This is a genomic window from Desulfomarina sp. (genome assembly GCF_054039375.1).
This window is the reverse complement of record NZ_JBPLBA010000042.1, coordinates 1-18,085: the sequence shown is the minus strand read 5'-3', so window position 1 is coordinate 18,085 and position 18,085 is coordinate 1. Positions and strand designations below refer to the sequence as shown.

13 protein-coding genes and 1 pseudogene are annotated in these 18,085 nt (G+C 43.1%); 7 read left to right on the top strand and 7 right to left on the bottom strand.

What is annotated here, in order from left to right:
* Window positions 1-578: ATP-dependent sacrificial sulfur transferase LarE (gene larE / locus ACXLDX_RS02510; protein WP_457575616.1), on the bottom strand; the 578-nt coding region annotated here is incomplete at its 3' end.
* Between the two features lie 113 nt (window positions 579-691).
* A complete protein-coding gene (locus ACXLDX_RS02505) occupies window positions 692-1,864 on the bottom strand; it encodes a homocysteine biosynthesis protein (protein ID WP_457575615.1) in 1,173 nt (390 codons plus the stop codon).
* Window positions 1,865-2,255: 391 nt separating this feature from the next.
* Between ACXLDX_RS02505 and pheA the strand changes: the two genes are divergently transcribed.
* Entirely contained in the window at window positions 2,256-3,341 is a 1,086-nt protein-coding gene (pheA, locus tag ACXLDX_RS02500; RefSeq protein WP_457575614.1) for a prephenate dehydratase, read from the top strand.
* Window positions 3,342-3,626: 285 nt separating this feature from the next.
* Here pheA and moaA read toward each other — a convergent pair whose 3' ends face one another.
* A complete protein-coding gene (moaA, locus tag ACXLDX_RS02495; protein WP_457575613.1) occupies window positions 3,627-4,661 on the bottom strand; it encodes a GTP 3',8-cyclase MoaA in 1,035 nt (344 codons plus the stop codon).
* A 427-nt stretch (window positions 4,662-5,088) separates the two neighbouring features.
* Here moaA and tsaD point away from each other — a divergent pair, with 427 nt between their 5' ends.
* The 3 genes from tsaD to rsmA all read left to right on the top strand — a co-directional run bounded on the left by tsaD (window position 5,089) and on the right by rsmA (window position 7,640).
* Complete coding sequence (gene tsaD / locus ACXLDX_RS02490; RefSeq protein ID WP_457575612.1) at window positions 5,089-6,090, top strand: tRNA (adenosine(37)-N6)-threonylcarbamoyltransferase complex transferase subunit TsaD; 1,002 nt, start codon at window positions 5,089-5,091, stop codon at window positions 6,088-6,090.
* A 137-nt stretch (window positions 6,091-6,227) separates the two neighbouring features.
* Complete coding sequence (locus tag ACXLDX_RS02485) at window positions 6,228-6,725, top strand: DUF2062 domain-containing protein (protein WP_457575611.1); 498 nt, start codon at window positions 6,228-6,230, stop codon at window positions 6,723-6,725.
* A complete protein-coding gene (gene rsmA / locus ACXLDX_RS02480; RefSeq protein ID WP_457575610.1) occupies window positions 6,726-7,640 on the top strand; it encodes a 16S rRNA (adenine(1518)-N(6)/adenine(1519)-N(6))-dimethyltransferase RsmA in 915 nt (304 codons plus the stop codon).
* A gap of 59 nt (window positions 7,641-7,699) precedes the next feature.
* On the opposite strand, the gene ACXLDX_RS02475 is transcribed toward rsmA, so the two are convergent.
* The gene (locus ACXLDX_RS02475) at window positions 7,700-8,206 is read right to left on the bottom strand and encodes a hypothetical protein (RefSeq protein ID WP_457575609.1); all 507 of its coding nucleotides are present in this window, start codon (window positions 8,204-8,206) and stop codon (window positions 7,700-7,702) included.
* Window positions 8,207-8,555: 349 nt separating this feature from the next.
* Here ACXLDX_RS02475 and ACXLDX_RS02470 point away from each other — a divergent pair, with 349 nt between their 5' ends.
* Entirely contained in the window at window positions 8,556-8,798 is a 243-nt protein-coding gene (locus tag ACXLDX_RS02470; RefSeq protein ID WP_457575608.1) for an RNA-binding S4 domain-containing protein, read from the top strand.
* A 207-nt stretch (window positions 8,799-9,005) separates the two neighbouring features.
* On the opposite strand, the gene ACXLDX_RS02465 is transcribed toward ACXLDX_RS02470, so the two are convergent.
* Together ACXLDX_RS02465 and ACXLDX_RS02460 are read right to left on the bottom strand one after the other, a co-directional pair.
* Complete coding sequence (locus tag ACXLDX_RS02465; RefSeq protein ID WP_457575607.1) at window positions 9,006-10,571, bottom strand: adenylate/guanylate cyclase domain-containing protein; 1,566 nt, start codon at window positions 10,569-10,571, stop codon at window positions 9,006-9,008.
* 78 nt (window positions 10,572-10,649) lie between these two features.
* Complete coding sequence (locus tag ACXLDX_RS02460) at window positions 10,650-12,179, bottom strand: leucyl aminopeptidase (RefSeq protein ID WP_457575606.1); 1,530 nt, start codon at window positions 12,177-12,179, stop codon at window positions 10,650-10,652.
* 974 nt (window positions 12,180-13,153) lie between these two features.
* On the opposite strand from ACXLDX_RS02460, the gene ACXLDX_RS02455 reads away from it, so the two are divergent.
* Both ACXLDX_RS02455 and ACXLDX_RS02450 read left to right on the top strand, forming a co-directional pair.
* Complete coding sequence (locus ACXLDX_RS02455; protein ID WP_457575605.1) at window positions 13,154-14,272, top strand: hemolysin family protein; 1,119 nt, start codon at window positions 13,154-13,156, stop codon at window positions 14,270-14,272.
* A gap of 530 nt (window positions 14,273-14,802) precedes the next feature.
* Window positions 14,803-16,650 (top strand): SLC13 family permease, encoded by a 1,848-nt coding sequence (locus ACXLDX_RS02450; protein WP_457575604.1) that lies wholly within the window; start codon window positions 14,803-14,805, stop codon window positions 16,648-16,650.
* Between the two features lie 900 nt (window positions 16,651-17,550).
* Here the strand turns inward: ACXLDX_RS02450 and ACXLDX_RS02445 are convergent.
* Window positions 17,551-17,720, bottom strand: a pseudogene (locus tag ACXLDX_RS02445) (site-specific integrase); the annotation flags it as partial.
* Between the last annotated feature and the right edge of the window lie 365 nt (window positions 17,721-18,085).

Genomic DNA, 18,085 nt, shown 5'->3' with positions numbered 1-18,085 from the left:
TGATCAAAAAGGAACTTTTCTGCCCGGTCAACAGAGCGAAGAATCGCCGTGTTCAGTTCGGTTCCTGTCGGAATACGGGTTGCCAGGCATGAGTTCGAAGCTTTATTGAAATTTATCAGACCAAAATTACGGGCCAGAGCCCTGATTTCCTTTTTCTTCAAGTCTGCATCGGCCAGTGGCGTGGCTACACCCAGTTCAAGCAGTGCCATGTATCCTGGCCTGTCCGCTTTTAGATCATCACTGTTTGTCCCGTCGATAAGACTGACGTCTTTTCCTGGTCTGCAAAGAGTATCAAGAAGACAACGATACATATTTTTTTTACAAAAATAGCATCTTTTCACAGAATTGTCTGTAAATCCCTCCCAGCTGAAAGGGTCTGTTTTCACCTCCTTGAGTAAGATTTTTCGGGCAAAATGTCTGCTAAAGACCTGTTTGCAATTTTCAGCAGCAATAGTCGGAACAATGTTGCTGGATAATGTTGCAGCCGTTACATTTGCAGGACCAATGGATTCTATGGCAGCATAGAGCAGAAGGGTTGAATCGACGCCACCGGAAAAGGCTACAACGACCCTGTTCATTTTTGCTAATGAATCAAGCAGGTTGATGTATTTTTGATCAAGTGATTCCAACGGTTCTTATTTTTTTCAGTTCTTGATTCTGTTCGGAATTGCACATTTATGGACAGGCAAATTTAATATCCATCAGGCAACAACTCTGCCGGCTTATTAAGATAAAAATCCCCACTCTTTATTTCTTTTTTCAGTAATATTGCTATTTCACGAGCTTTCACCCGACTGGAGAGAGGAACTGTCTTAACTTTTTTCCCATTTACTGTTATTTCGCCTGATTGCAGCTCCTCATAATTCACCTCTCCATAACTTCTGGCTATTCCATTTGTGTAGTCATGCCCGTAATCGATGACCTGAGTGACAATATCCCGGTCAGAAACACCTGTGAAACCAGCCATTTCGGCATTAAGCACGGGAATGGGGATTCCCAGGCCGACAGCCATGGAGCTCCCGTAACCTTGAATGGAAACACCTCTCAGCCATTCAGCAGACATCTGTTTTAAATCTCCTTGAACCATCAGGGTACCGGCTGGTTTCACCGGTACGCCCCCTGTTGTTCGGGGAACTGTTGGATTGTGTTGAGTCCCCCGCCAGGTTACATAGCCATATCCTCCCCCAAGAAAAATCCTTGTTCCCACTCCAATAGTCTTATAAAAAGGATCATTTAAAAGAGGACTCAGCGCACCGGCACTGCAGTAATTTGCATTTCTGCAACGGGCCTTGAGCATGCCCATATAAGTATATACAGCTTTGTCTGACAGGTTGATTGCACAATTATAATTCTGATAGCCGTTTCTGGGATTGCAGAGCATGGCATAAGAAAGGTCTGAAAGACCGATCTCCTTTTTCATTTTTCTGGCGGCATAACAGTCCGTGCCGTATGCCTTGGCCTCAAGCAGAACCTTTTCTCCCCTGAGAAGCTGTTCTATAACATGACCACCACCATATCTGAATTCTCCGGGATATATTTTATTCAGAGGGTCATCTTCAGCAGGTTCGGTGGCACCAATATAGGCATCAACTGCAGCAAGGCCGGCATAAGCCGGAACCTTGTTGAGCCATACTCTGGATGCTTTGATGGTTGGGGTCATCTGACCAAAGTTGAAAAACATTCCGGACGAACACATGGGAGCAAATGTTCCGGTTGTTACTATATCAACTTTTGCAGCAGCGCCTTCCTTTCCCTCTTTTTGGACAATGTCTATCATCTCTTCAGCAGTGACAACGACAACATTACCGTCTTTGATTTTGGCATTGATTTCATCATACGTTTTTTCGATTTTTTTCTTTCCCATGATATTCCAAATTTGAATGAAACTAATCACAGGGGCAATAACCCTGTGCTTTTATTGCCTCTGACCGGTAACTGCTCAGTGGCGCCACAAATTTTTTGCAGCCTTTTTGTTCGCTTTTACCTCTCTCGATAGACAAAAGAGACCGTGAAAACCAAGGGTGCCTGTGAGTAATTACAGTTGAATATAGATGAATCAGACTATGAGTCACTTGACAGAACCTGTTCTCCAGCCTACTTTATTTGTTTTCTTACAGTTTGGTCAATACCTAATTACCCTTTTTCCCGATCTTCACTTCCTGTAACCGGAAATGAAGACGGTAGGTCTGCTGAAACAGATTCTCCTGTAGAAAGATTATTATACAGGGGATTTCAAAAATCACAGGAAAACAACAGTGACTGAAAAAAAAGATAATATACTGGAAATCCGTCATGAAATTGATGCCATTGACAACCGGATTCTTGATCTACTCAAAAAAAGACTGGCTTGTGCCAAACAGGTTGGATTGCTGAAAAATGAAGGAAACAGGGCAAAATGGGATCCCCTCAGGGAAAGAGAAATATATGACAGGTTGCTGAAAGAGAATAACGAGGTATTCCCGACTGATGCATTAAAGTCGATTTTTCACGAAATTATCACGACCTGCAGACTGTCCCAGAAAAAAGCAGAGGTTGCTTTTTTAGGGCCGGAAGCAACATTCAGTCACCTTGCCGGAGTGAAATATTTTGGTCACTCAGCAGAGTACAAGGCAGCAGATACCATTGATGATGTCTTTGCTGAAGTGGAGAAGGGAAGAACCCGCTACGGTATCGTGCCGGTGGAAAACTCCATTGAAGGCGCTGTATTTTCAACTCTGGACTGTTTTATGAATTACAAGGTGCAGATCTGTGGCGAAGTGCGTCTGGAGATAAGCCACAATCTTGTATGTCGCTCAGGGGATATCCAGGATATTCAGACAGTAGCTTCGCATGCACAGCCTCTGGCACAATGTCGGGAGTGGCTCAGGAGGCATCTGCCTTCCATTCCAACACTGCCGGTTTTTTCTACCGGTGCTGCTGCCCAGATGGCAGCAAATAATCCCAATATAGGAGCAATTGCTTCCTCTCTTGCAATCAAAACGTATGAATTGCAGGTTGTGGTAAAAGGTATTGAGGATTACCGTGGGAATACCACCAGGTTCCTTGTTATCGGCAAAAAATCACCGAGCCCAAGTGGCCGTGACAGGACTTCTCTCCTTATCGGGTTGATGGATCGGCCCGGAGCGTTAAATGAGATCCTCACGGTTCTTTCCGAAGAAGATATCAATCTGGCCAAAATAGAATCGAGACCCATCAAAGGGAAACAATGGAAATACCTGTTTTTTCTAGATATGATGGGCCATGTCAGGGATGAGAAAATCGACAGGGGCTGCCAGCGACTGAAACAGCTCTGCTCCTATTTTGAATGGCTCGGGTCCTATCCCCAGGCTGATTCATCGTAATTGCTTACAGGCACCCCGACTGTTGGCGAGTGCCTGTCCATAGTTGGTCCTTTTGGCCGATATCTGCGTTGCCCGTGAAATTTTAACCTCGGAGGTAAGCGTAGACTCCGATATCAATTGTATGCCTGCGGTAAAATTTCCCGTGCGCCTTGGTCTCGAACAAAAATCCTCATTTCTGGCCAGACAAGCGAACTAAAGAGCCTGCAAAAATCTGCGGCACTGTGAGCAGTTACAGCTCAAAGGTTATAAAATCTTAGACTTGCTGCCCCAGAGAAGAGTTACGATTCATCCCCCGATTCTCGACATTTGACCACTGCACGTGGGTCTGCCAGCACCCTCACAGTCTTCCTGGAGGCTGTGCCCTTTGGGTTTATCAAGAATAGTCTGTCGTATACTGTCTCTCAGTTTTTCGTCAGTGGCACCGTTTCGCAGCAGACTTTTCAGGTCAGTCTCCATGTCATTGAGGAGACATGATCGAAGCTGTCCTCCTGAAGTCAGTCTCAGGCGATTACACTGATCACAGAAATGATGACTTATCGGGGAAATAAACCCGACAGTTCCCTTTCTATCTGAAGAATCCGTCAGTTCATATACCCGCGCTGGTCCCTTTGCCCGACTGTTCTTCACAGGTGACAGTTCTCCTGCTTTTTCAATGGATTTTTTTATGTCTTCAGTTTTGATAAACTGTTCCTTCTGCCAGCTGCTTTTTTCTCCTAAGGGCATAAATTCAATAAAGCGAACCTGAAATGGTTCCTGAAGTGCAAGACGGGCGAAATCGCCAAACTCATCATCATTGATACCCTTCATGGCAACAACGTTGATTTTTATTTTAAAACCAAGATCTCTTGCTTTGAGCAGTCCTTCCCACACCTTCTGAAAATAGTTTCGTCCGGTAATTTTTTGAAATTTCTTTTCATGAAGAGTATCCAGGGACACGTTGATATGTCGTACTCCCTCGTTATACAATCTTTCAGCATAATCAGAAAGAAGGACCCCATTCGTGGTCAATCGCACTTCATTCAGGCCTTTTAGAAGAAACAGTTCATGGATAAAATCGAGAATTCCACGCCTTACAAGTGGTTCTCCCCCCGTAAGACGAAGTTTGTTCATGCCCATTTCAACGGCAATCCGGACAACACGCAGGAGTTCTTCGTAGCTGAGCAGGTCTGAAGGATGGAGAAGTTCTCCTGTTTTGGAAAAGGTTGCACTATCCTGTTCATCCTTTGGCATGCAATACATGCAGCGAAGATTACACCGATCGGTTATAGAAAGACGAAGGTATGAAATGGTGCGGGAAAATTGATCAACTAACGGGTGCATCTGTAAGTTTTTTTTTATTTTCTCTGTCACAATCTTTTATGCAGTTATTGTTTTACCTCAATCCTGCAACCGGCAGATACGTTGCAATATGCTGATATAACATCGTATTTTTTCATTTTACAGGTGCAGTCCTGAGGAGTCATTGACTTTTATTTAAACCAATTATACAGTGGTTCCTTTTTAATCTATCGTTGGGAAAGAATACAACCTAAATCTGAAACAGATGGTTAATTCATAAAATAACATCTTTTCAGCAAAGAAAAAGTAATAACGGCAGTTATTCTGCAGTGGCAGACGATGGAATCAGGTGAAATTAACCTATAATCTAATCACGTACAAAACTCAGACTGTCTATTTGTGAGGCCGGGGATGTGTTTCATTAATAATCAGGAAATATAAAGGGTTAGTTTAAAAAAGAAGAACAATCATGTTGATACTGGCAATTGAGACATCCTGTGATGATACAGCGGCTGCAATACTTGACAATGACACTTTGATCTCCAATGTACTCAGCAGCCAGGATGAAATCCACACACCTTTTGGCGGAGTTGTTCCTGAACTTGCCTCCAGGCAACATCTTAAAAATATTGAGCCCGTTGTCCGGGAGGCCCTCAGGCGGGGGAACACTGATCTCAAGGAAATTGATTTAATAGCCGTCACCCAGGGACCTGGACTGACCGGTTCACTGCTGGTCGGTTTTTCCTTTGCCAGGGCCCTGGCCCATGTTCATTCAGTACCTTTGGTTGGTGTTGATCATATGAGCGGCCATATCCTTTCAGTTTTTCTCAATGAGAATGAAAATCAGCCCACCTTCCCATTTATTTCACTGGTTGTCTCCGGTGGAACCTCTTCGATTTATCTTGCCGAAAGTTTCACAAAGTTTACCCTGCTTGGAAGAACCAGAGATGATGCGGCGGGAGAGGCTTTTGACAAAATTGCCAAACTTCTTAATTTACCCTATCCAGGAGGACCTCACATAGCTGAAAAGGCGCTGACAGGAGATTCGAAGAGTGTTACATTTCCACGAGCCTGGCTTGAAAAAGAATCTCTTGATTTCAGTTTCAGCGGTTTAAAAACCTCGGTTTTAAACTATTGCCGACGCTATACGGAGGATAAGATTCCTCTGCATGATATCTGTGCGTCCTTCCAGGAAGCGGTGGTGGATGTACTCGTTGGAAAAACTATTCTGGCTGCCGGTAAATATGGAATAAGTACTGTTGTACTGGGAGGAGGCGTGTCATGTAACTGTCGGTTACGCCAGGTTTTCGGTGAGAGGTGCCGGGATGAAAACATTTCTTTTTTTGTTCCTGAACCGATATACTGTACGGATAACGCTGCAATGATAGGGGTTTCCGGGTATCACAAATATAAGACTCATGGACAGGACGGGATGAATGAAGATGTTTATTCCAGGTCGAATCTGTATTGAAACGGAATCCGTAAATGGTACTTACAGACAGGCACATCCACAATTTGGCTGAGTTTTATGGGTAATCAAGAAAAAAATTCAGTTCAATAACAAACTGAACTGAACAGACCATCAGAGCACAATTTAAAAATTTTATTTTGAATCTGAGAAGAATAAACAGGTACTATTATCTGAGATTTAAACGACTGAAAGGAGATCCCGCTCTTCTTGCCGGTGGCACCGCCATAGGTGTTTTTGTGGGCCTGACCCCGACGATACCTTTTCATACCCTGTTGGTCATTGGTATGACAGTTGTTTCAAGAACATCAACAATTGCCGGAATACTTTCCAGTTGGGTGGTCTGTAATCCATTAACATATTTCCCGATTTATTATTTTTCCGTTCGTTTTGGAAATATTTTTACTGCCAATGAGGTGAGCTGGCTGAAAATCAGGGCTGTTGTTGATCAGTTGCTGCATTCTGAAAGTATTTCCTCTTCATTGGCTGTTTTGGGCAATCTTGGATATGAAACAATTACTGTAATGGTGTCCGGTTCTATCCTGTTTGCTCTTCCTTTGAGTCTTCTAAGTTATTTCATAGCCCTTTATTTTTTCAGACGTTCCATGAAAATCGGCAAGAATTTTAAAAACATTTAAATGCTTAAATACCAACAAACCAGAGCAACATTAAAAAATCAGGGCCTTGCCCCAAAAAAGCGATTCGGACAAAATTTTCTTATCCATAAATCAACGGCTGAAAATATAGTCAGGTGTGCCCGGCTCAATAAAAGAGATTCTGTGATTGAAGTTGGAGTCGGTCTTGGTGCCCTGACACTCCCTCTCGCCCGGGCAGTTCATCATGTGTATGGCTATGAAATTGACAGCGGTATCATCAGAATGCACAGGGAGAAAGGTGAACTGCCGGAAAATGTAACCCTCGTTCACAATGATATTCTTAAAACTGATTTAAAAGAACTGCACAGCAGGGTTGGTGATCTTGTTATTCTTGCCAATCTCCCCTATTCTATTTCCAATCCTTTTATATTCAAGCTTATTGAAAATCATACACTTATATCAACAGCAACTGTTATGCTGCAGAAAGAGGTGGCTGACAGACTTGTTGCCCATCCGGGGACAAAGGAATATGGTATCCCAACCATTCTCCTGGGTGCCTGTGCTTCAGTTGAAAAACTGATGACACTCAAACCAACTGAATTTCATCCACGACCGAAAATAGATTCTGTCGTAGTAAAAATTGATTTCAATTCTCCTGCTGTTTTCTTTCCCGGTGGCTTTAAGGATAAGAATTCTGTTCCACCAGTTTTTCGCAGAGTGGTTCGTGTCGCATTCAGCCAGAGAAGAAAAACCGTGTTGAATACCCTCAGTGGTGGTGGCTTTTTCCTGAAACAGTTGAACGGGGATGGCAGAAAGAATAAGGAATTGACAAAACAGGCAATTGAAGAGGCTGGTCTTGCCCCTTCAATCAGGCCTGAACGTATAACGATTGAGGAATTTATGAGGATCTCGGCCGTTATAACGAAGAGAATATCAGGCGGAAACATTTCCGCCTGATAAGAGGATATCTTTTTTTGCCCGTGGAACTCGGCCTGGCCGGCATCATTCTCACGGTTCTACTGTTTGATTGGTTCACCAAAAGGATTCAATCGGCTGGCGGCAGCCACATCAACAGTCACATAAAAATTGGCTTGAGTCTTGCCAAGAATTCCTGCAGAATCCTCATAGAGAACCACCATGCAGGTTTTGTTTGGTTTTGTAAAAGCGAGCATTACATTATTGTAGGAAGCTTCCCCGACCATCTTCCATTTGTGATTTCTCATGGAGGCTACAATATAATCCCTGAGGGAGGAAATCTCCACCCTGCCCCGATATATATGAATACCGCCCTGAAAAGAGTCCGTACGCATTGCCATGCTTTTTTTGGAAACAAGTTTCATTTCAATAGGCAATTCGATATCGCCATAACTCTCTACCATTGTGGTTACGGGGGCAAGACTGCTGTCTTCTTCAGGAGGAGGGGAGGAATTAAATCCCATGCCAACACAGCCATTTAAAAGAATCAATACAGGTATAACGGCGCAACACCTGACAATAATATTGAAAACTGTGTTACATTTCATAGTTCATACTCCCTTTTAAAATGATTTTTAATATATAATTGCCCATCGGCTTCGTAACTCTGTGATTTTATTACCTCTGAACTGTAATCACTCACAACCCTCACCTTTTTTGTGGGGTTTTCTGTCCACACTGGCAAGGCTGCAGTGAGCAAAAGAACTAAAAAATTTACGACAGGAGAGCAATTACGGGTCACAGGCACCAGGTAATAAACCAAAAAGTTATTTACCCTGTGAACAGTAACGTTTCATTAAAATGAATACTCTATTATAAAATAATTTTCTCATTATTTTTCAAGTACTTTACCTTACGGTCCATGGCCGGTCAAGAATTCAGAAGAGAGAAAACTCATTGCAATATACAAAAATGTCTGAAAATCCTGTAGTGATTATAGTAAAAAAAATGCCGATCAGATTGGGACAGTTCTTAAAATTTGCAGATCTTGTTCAAGATGGTGTCGAAGCAAAAATCGTCATTCTTGAGGGAGAGGTAAAAGTAAACGGCAGTATTGAAATACGCCGAGGACGGAAACTTTTTCCAAAAGACACAGTTGCCTTTCGTGATCAGATAATGGTACTTTTATCTGAGTCCTGAATTTATGACAGCTTCGTGTTTTTTTATGAGAACCTGAAAATTTATTATAAATTCGTTACTGATTATCCGTGAAACTCAGCCGGATTGGCGGTAGGCCTGTGTTATCAGGCTGACCTGCGGTCAAAAATCATTGGAAAGTTCAATTGATACATAGATCCTGCAATTGGCAAGTTCGGAGTCTTCGCTTACCTATCGGGATGGCTGCGACTATGGACAGCTTTGACGTGACACCAGGGAGTATACCACAATCTCGGAATCCATACCCCGCAGTAATTTCTTTTCTCCTGGTTTTTTTACTTTGTACGTTTTCTTAATATCATTATAGACCGTTTCCGTCAGCAGTATCTGTCCTGACGCCGTCTCTGAAGCCAGTCGTTGCGCTATATTGACATCCGTACCTATTACAGTGTAGTCAAGGCGTCTGACTGATCCCACATTACCGAGAAACATTGGTCCCCGGCTGACACCTATTCCCAGACCGATTTCTTTGAAGACCGGGTCTTTCTTTGCCCATGAACACCTGAGAACCTCAAATTCTCTCATTATCTGCTCCGCTGCACTGACAGCAGCAAGAGATGGTGCATCGATCTCAAGAGGTGCCCCGAAAATAACCAGGGCAGCATCCCCCATGAATTTGTCGAGCATTCCTCTGCAGGAAAAAACAATTTCAGTAAAAAGTTCAAAAAATTCATTGAGAAATATTCTCAGTTTTGCAGGTGGCAGGCGCTGTACTAGAAGAGTAAATTTTCTGATATCAGCAAAAAGTATCGTCAGTTCCAATACTTTTCCGGAGTCTACCGGGAAATCTTTTTTAGCGGCAAGAATTTCCGATATTTCCGGAGAGACATATTGTTCCAGAAGAGAGGTGACCCTGCAGGTTTCTTCTCTTTTTTTTATAGACCAGATTTTTTCCAGGGCCATAAGCGACTGTTTTACTATCACCGACAGCATTTCGATATCACCACTGCTGAAAACAGTATCTTCTTTTGTCTGGGCAATATTGACCATGCCTATAACTTTATCCATGTTTCCCATTGGAAAACAAATGGAAGCAGCTATTTCTTTTCTTTTCAGCAGATCAAGAAACTGGTCGGGATTTTTCTCACTTCGATTCAATATGACCGGCTTTTTGAGCTTAAAAACTTTTCCGGCAATTTTTTCACCCGGTTTGATTCTTACCCTGCTGGCTATTTCAGGGTCAATGCCGAAAGAAGCCACAATTCTTAATACTTCTTCATCCTGATCAAACATCATAATCGAAACAGATGTGACGTCGAATTCCTGTTTTATTACTGTCAGTAATTCCTGATAAACTTCGGTTTCGTCTTCAGCTTTCATGAATTTTTCACCAAGTTCATACAGTGGAAGCAATGTATTCATCCTGATATTTTCTTCATAAAGCTCAACAATTTCCAATGTATCCTGCACAGCGGCAACAAGAGACGGCCCTTTGAGGGGTTTTTGCAGAAGCCTCTGGAATCCGTTGTTCATGGCATTTACAACCAATTTTACACTGGTTTGGTCGGTCACAAGAATTCCGGACATAACCGGATTTTTCTGTCTGAGCAGTGAAAAAAGCTCGATGCCCGGCATATCGTGCAATCCGTCACTAATAATTGCAATATCAAAACGTTTGTTTTTAGAGAGCTCGATACTCTGTTCACCACTGAATGCACAGACAACAGTGAATCCAAGAGGAAGAAGCATCTTACGACAGAGGTCTGCCGCAAGCACTTCATTATCGATAACAATAATAGTTCTGTTTTTTACCACGTCACAACTCTCCTGTATGGCAGCAAGTGATCAGAAGTCTATAAAAACAAACAGTTAAAATCCCTGAAGCCAGTTACTTCAACGAAGTATGCCATTTTCCCACGATCTTATCATTTCTATTAATGTCCTTACACCAAACCCTGAAGGCCCTTTCGGAATATATGATTTTTCTGTAAAATCCCACGCAGTTCCTGCAATATCAAGATGAGCCCAGGGGATATCTCCAACAAAGTTCTGCAGGTAAGCAGCTGCGGTAATAGAACCTCCATCCCGGCCACCGGTGTTTTTGATATCTGCGATTCTTGATTTAATCTGTTTCGAATACGATTCTCCAAGGGGCAATCGCCAGAAGGGTTCTCCGCATTTTTTTCCAGCGTCAAGCAATCTTTCAACCAGTTTATCGTTATTGCCAAATATGCCGCAGTGATGATGGCCCAGAGCAACTATTACCGCACCTGTAAGTGTTGCAACATCAATGACACAGTCTGGTTTAAATTTTTTAATACCAAAGGCAAGAGCATCTGCGAGAATGAGGCGGCCTTCCGCATCTGTATTCTCTATTTCTGATGTGGTACCATCATAATGAGTTATTACATCACCTGGTTTTAAAGCCCCCGCTCCCGACATATTGTCTGTGGCAGGAACAATAGCAACAACCCCTGTTTTCGGTTTCTCTTTTGCAACTGTTTCCATAACAGCCAGAACAGCGGCACCGCCACACATGTCATATTTCATGTCCATCATGCCTGCTGCCGGTTTAAGACTGATTCCTCCAGAATCAAAAGTCAATCCTTTACCAACCAGAAGAATCGTATCAGATTTTTTTTCAGGAAGGTACTCCAGAACAATGAGTTTCGGTGGATCCTGGGAACCCTGGTTGACAGCCAGGAGACCACCCATTTTCATTTTTTTTATATCTCCCTTTCCGTAGACCCTGCATTTCAGATTGTATTTTCCGGCAAGTTTTCGACCATATCGGGCAAATTCTCCAGATGTCCAGAAATTACCGGGTTCGTTTGCCATATTCCTTGCGACAATAGCACTTTTTGCGGTTCTATCTGCCATTTCCACATGTTTTTTTATTGCTGCGACTGAAGATGATGTGGAGAATATGATCTTTTTCAATCCCGCATACTGTTCTTTGGTGTCTGTCTTGTATTTTGTGAAGCTATATCCACCGAGAAGTATTCCCTCTGTGAGAGCCTCTGCCGCTGCAGACAGGGAAAGTTTACCGAATTTTCCAAGAATGACACATACATCTTCAGCACGATTTTTTTCACATTGGAGCGCAACAGTACCAGCGGCAGTCCTCAGCAGTTCCCTGATTGTGTCCGGAGAATCTTTTTTATCAACCGTCCCAAGTCCGATAAGCAGTAATCTTTGAGCCGGCAGTCTTTTTCCTTGAGATTCCCAGGGGGGATAAAGTTGTATGGAAGTTCCCTTCTTGCCTTTAAATTCGTCTAATGACCTGATTTTTTTTAAAACATTTTGAACTTCCTTTGGTCCGTCGAATTGTTCGTCCTTGCCGGCAGTGATCAGAGCAACCAGAAGGTCACCGGAATATTTTTCTGCTTTGTTTTTGAAAACAGTACAATGTGTGTCTTTCATTTCATCCCTTTTTTGTTCTTTCCGAATTACGGTACCTCAAATCACTCATCGATCGGAAGTGTTTTAAAACAAACACCTAAATTCTGCAATTGGCAAGTTCGGAGTCTTCGCTTACCGGCCGAAGATGCGAGGTTCAATGGCGCTGAAGTGCAGGATTTAGGAAACAGTTAAACCATCTGTGAGCAATTAGAGTTCAGAGGTAATAGAATCATAGAATTACTGCTCCTGTGAGGAGTTACGATTCATGTACTTCTGGTTCGATCAAACAATGAAAACCCGGACTGCGGCAATACAACCCTCAGCCGAGGATTTTCAGATAAATATCACTTCCCTGTTTATTATCAGATAAAATACATTATAATTCAAATAACATTACAAAAATCGTAACTGCTCTCATCAGGATCAATTACTCTTTGTTTTTATCCCCTCCAGGATGTCGTCCGAGAATAGACATTATTTTTCCACAATGACGGGGAGTTGGGGGAAAAGTGCATTCTCGAATAACCTCCTGGACTGTAAACGTTAAGAGGCGTTGCAGAATTTTCACGGCCCTTCTTTGCCTGGCTGTGGGGAAAGAAGAGACCGTGAAAAGCTGGAGAGCATGTAAGGAATCATAAAACTCAGTACTATGGTCTTGTCGAGATTTGTTTTCAATAATTAATTGTACACAAAACCCGGCCTGCTGTTTTTAAGTCTGGGGATGAACCTGCTATCAGGCGTATTTCAAAAATCACATTATACTGGTTTAAAAATAATCTGGATTGACAATTTTTCATTTGAATTCATTATCAATTGAGATTTCCAGTGACTTTTGACCACAGGCCGGCCTGATAAAGCAGTATATTCCCAATTCGGCTGAATTTCATTGGTGATCAGATTTCAATATAAAACATCATAGTCATAAATGAAAATAATTAGTAGGTTATCGAATAGTTGAATGATTGTCTTATGACCTGTTATTCTGGAGAAAAGTATTGTTACAGACATTAATAATCGCAATCACCCTTGCAATCACGGTATCAGCACTCTGTTCGATTTGCGAAGCGGTTCTTTACAGTATAAGCGCAAGTCAAGTTGAGATGCTGAAAAAAAAAGGACGCCCTGCAGCCGAACACCTTAAACGTTTACGCTCTGATATCGATGAACCGATAACAGCCATTCTCACTTTAAATACAATTGCCAACACCATTGGAGCTGCGGTTGCCGGGGCTGCCGCAGCAAAAATGTTTGGAGACGAAAATCTCCTCTATTTTTCGGCCACCTTTACCCTGGCGATTCTTATTTTTTCTGAAATTCTTCCGAAAACAATCGGAGTTACATTTGCATACAACCTGGCACCGCTTATCACCTATCCTTTGAGAGTTATGGTTTTTGTTCTTAAACCGATAGTATGGGTGTGCAGGTCTTTGACAAGGCTTCTGCCGGAGAGAAAGGAAGAGTCAATCAGTGCTGAGGAGATTCAGACCATTGCCGCTCTTTCTCTTAAATCAGGAGATATTGAAGCTGGGGAAGAGAAGGTAATTAACAATATTATTGAATTAAAAAATAAAATAGTCCGTCAGGTTATGACCCCACGGACGGTAACCTTTTCTATGGATGAAGATCTTACGGTCGGCGATGCGATGACAATGGTTACAGAACTTTCAAGTCACAGCAGGATTCCGGTTTATAAAAAAGAACCCAATGATGTGAGCGGTATTGTAATGCGCAAAGATGTTCTTCTGGCGGCTGCAGAAGGCAAAAACAGTTGCAAATTGACCGAATTCAGTAATCCTGCCCATTTCGTCCCTGAAACAGCCCCTTTAAACGGTGTGCTGGTGGATTTTTTTGACCGCAGGCAACATCTTTTTGTTGTAGTGGATGAATATGGTACGATGACGGGGATTATTTCCATGGAAGACATTCTCGAGGAAATTGTTGGCAGGGAGATTATTGACGAATCCGACAAAGAGCTCGATATGCGTGAGCTGGCACGGTCCAGAAATCTTGCACTGAAAAACAATGGTCTGCGGTCTGCTAAAAAAAATATCAATCATCTAGCCGATAATGACGTGCTGAATCCGTCAGCGGAAGAAGAAAATGACGGCGCATGATTTTTTTAAGAGAAATTTTTACTTTGATTACCCATGAAACTCAGCCCAATTGTGGATGTGCCTGTTTTATCAGGCTAGCCTATGGTCAAAAATCACTGGAAATCTCAATTGATAAGGAATTCAGATGAAAAAGTGTCAGTCCAGATCATTTTATAATCAGTTTCAAACGTAATTTAATAAAGACCGGCAAAACCTATGATGAAACTGTTTTTGCCGATCAAGAAAAATTTCATAAACAACGCATGGAACGAGACCTGAAAAAACAAGCTAATTCATTGGGATTTCAACTCATTCCGTACCAGTAAAAGACTTTTGTTATTTAGAAGAAAAAATATAGTTACTCACAGGTGCTGCAGTTTTTTGCAGAATATTTATTTTTGTCCTGTTTCTCCATTTCTGCATTGCGGCGAAAATATCGACTTACCCATATGAGAGTACAGAGATATTTACCCTTATGCTTAATTGTGGTATCATGCACCAAGTGGTATTTAATGTCATCGTTAAATTCATAGTTGCCTGACGGAAATTATATGGTTCCAGTCGTTCTTTCCACGGAAATGATAATAGTCTTTGTTCTTCTCGGCCTGGCCATGGTCCTTTTTGTTTTTGACCTGCTCCGGGTTGATCTCGTCGGGATTCTCATGATGGTTCTGCTGCCGCTATCAGGTGTGGTTACTCCGGAAGAGGCGGTGGCTGGACTCAGTTCCGATGCCGTTGTTTCCATCATTGCCATTATGATAATAGGAGCCGGATTGAAAAAAACCGGTGTTATGAACACGGTGGCGGCACAGATAATTAAAATTGCTGGAACCGGGGAAAAGCGCATTATGCTGATTGTTTCAGCGACGGTTGCCGTTATTTCAAGCCTTATGCAGAATATCGGTGCTGCTGCAGTTTTCCTGCCGGCGACCATGCGCATCAGCAAACAGCTGAAAATTTCGGCGGCCAGGATCCTGATGCCCATGGGTTTCTGTGCCATTACCGGTGGATGCCTGACACTGATCGGTTCGAGTCCGCTGATTATGCTGAATGACCTGATGGCAGGCTGGTGGGAGTCCAGCGGTGCTCCTGTAACCCAGGCTCCGTTTGTACCGTTGAAACTTTTTGCCATTACTCCGATCGGTATGGCCCTGCTGGTCTGCATGCTCCTCTATTTTTATTTTTTCGGCACCAAACTGCTGCCTTCGGAAACCTGTGTCCTTGAGGAATTTGGTCCTGAAAAACGGCTCCAGGATATTTATGGTGATGTGGTTGGACATGGTTATGAGCTTGAGGTCCCGGTGTATTTTCCCGCCCAGACCCTCGGGGAGCTTGAGCTGCGGCCCAAGTATGAAATCACTGTAGTCGGTATCGCAAAAAGCGAGAGTTTTGTTAAAAATCTTGCGCCGAAAAAGCATTCCCTGGTGGAACCGGGAGATGTTCTCTGGATTATCGGCTCGGAAGAACGGATTAAACGTGTTGCCGATGACCATGGCTGGCGCATTAAAACTGAGTTTGAGGTCTTTGAGAAGGAAAATTCCCCGGAGGAGACAGGGGTCATGGAAGGGGTGATCATTCCCCATTCCAATCTGAGTCAGCATACCATGGAGGAACTCAGGTTCCGTGCTCTCTACAGGGTGAATCCGCTTGCCATTGTTCGCGGTGAACATATCATTCTCAAGGACATCAATGTCACCAAGCTCAGGCAGGGGGATACCATTCTCCTCCAGGGTCCATGGCAGCAGTTTGAACTTCTGCGGCAGAAAATGGATATAGCCCTGATTGGTGATATTTACGGGGAGAGATTGAAACCGGAGCGCTCAAAATGTGCTGTTTTCTTTCTCTTTCTATCCATGATTCTGGCATTGAGTTTTGAGGTTAAACTGTCTATAGCTCTTCTGACGGGAGCCCTCGGAGTGATCATTACCAGGATTATCAGGGCGGATCGAGCCTACGAGGCTGTTGACTGGCGGACGGTTTTCCTGCTGGCCGGGCTTATTCCCCTGGGGACCGCTTTTGAGAAAACCGGGGCGGCAGCTTATATTGCCGGCCATGTCCTGGCCGTGACAGGAGTGCCGTCTCCCATGGTGGTGATGGCCGTAGTGGCGATTCTCACTTCCTTTTTTTCCCTGGTGGCCTCAAACGTCGGAGGGACTGTTCTCATGATACCCCTGGCCATGAACCTGGCGGCGGATGCGGGCACGAATCCTGTTGCTGCTGCTGTTGTTGTGGCAATGTCCGCATCCAACACTTTTATTCTGCCCACACATCAGGTCAATGCCCTTATCATGCGGCCGGGGGGGTATCGGACAAAGGATTATATCAGGGCCGGGTCGGGGGCCACCATCCTCTTTACTGTTGTTCTGCTGGTCTGCCTGCCGTTTTTCTTTGAGTTGTAGATCCTGGAAAACCCCAGGGGTCTGATGGTCAACACAACCTATATTCTGCAATAGTCTGGTAGGTAAGCAATATCCCAAAAGGAAAATACCGGCTTCGTGAATGTGGCAAGGGAAATATTCTGGTTGGAAAAAGTACCTTAAATGTAACTGCTCAGAGGTGTGACTCTATTTTTCAACCATTGTCTGCCAATTAGTGCCTTACCCCTGAACTTTTGTCATAAAAAACAAGAAATTGCGAAGGTAATTTTTATTGAATATTAGCATGTTACACCAATCCTATACTTGTGGTGCAACATTTTGGTTGCGGATGATCAACCTGCTTTTGGTATTGTTAATCGTAATCATCGTTTTACAGCAGCGGGTGGAGAGGAAAACCCGAATATTTTTATAACCGGGTCTCCATTCACTAGGTATCAATCACGGTGCCCGGATCGCTCCTCAGCGTTGCCCTATCCTCCAGATTTGTATTTTCAGAATATTGATGCTGCGATAAGAAAGCAATATAAAAACAAAAAATATGCGGTACAAGTTCTTTTAAATTAAGGGGTTGAGCTGGGAATTGTAATTGTCTTGATCACCTTGATTTTTTCCCTTCAGTTTTGCCATAAAGGCTGAAAAAGAACGCTGTTCAGATGGTGGAGAATTATAGTTTTGGCAAAATCCACATCCTGGATGCGAAGCCTTATGCACTCCATCAGACGTATTCCGGAGCCATAGATAAGTTTTGCCATCAACAGGTGAGACCCTCCCATATGTTCAAAAAACTTTCTCCACCTCTTCAACGGAAAGAACAGTGGGCGGCCGCACTTTGCGTTTGGCCCGTATCGGAGCTATGGAGTTATCCAAGGGAGTCTGCAGTACATCGCGGTAAAGAAAGACAAGGGCGTTCAAGGCCTGTTTCTGAGTGGATGCCGAAACTTTTTCCCGACACGCCAGGTGAGAGAGAAAACGCTCAACCTCTCTGGCCCCATATCACGCGGATGCCTCTTTTTATTATAGAAAATGATATATCGGAGAATCCATTGACAATATGTCTTTTCTGTTGACAGCGCGTAATGATAATACCGCATGGTTTCACGCACTTGGTCAAGCAGCTTCAATTTTCTATTCGGCACAAATTTATTCTTGCTTTCCATGTTAGGCATGATAATATCAGTTATCGTGGAAAATTTAAAGAAAAACCTGATACATGGAATTTATTTTCCAGTTTTACCATCATGATATGAGTTAAGGTGGAAAACTGGTCCAGATATAGGGTTATATTATGTATCGTGTCCATGTATCAATACTGTTGGGCCGAAGAAAAATCATGAGGAGCTGTAAGTTGAAAACAAAAAAATATGTAACAGACCCTTTTCTTGAAAAAAGAATTGTTAATTATGATAAATGGTTAAGTAAAGGGCAAATATCAGCATCTTCAAAAGTTATCCCTGTT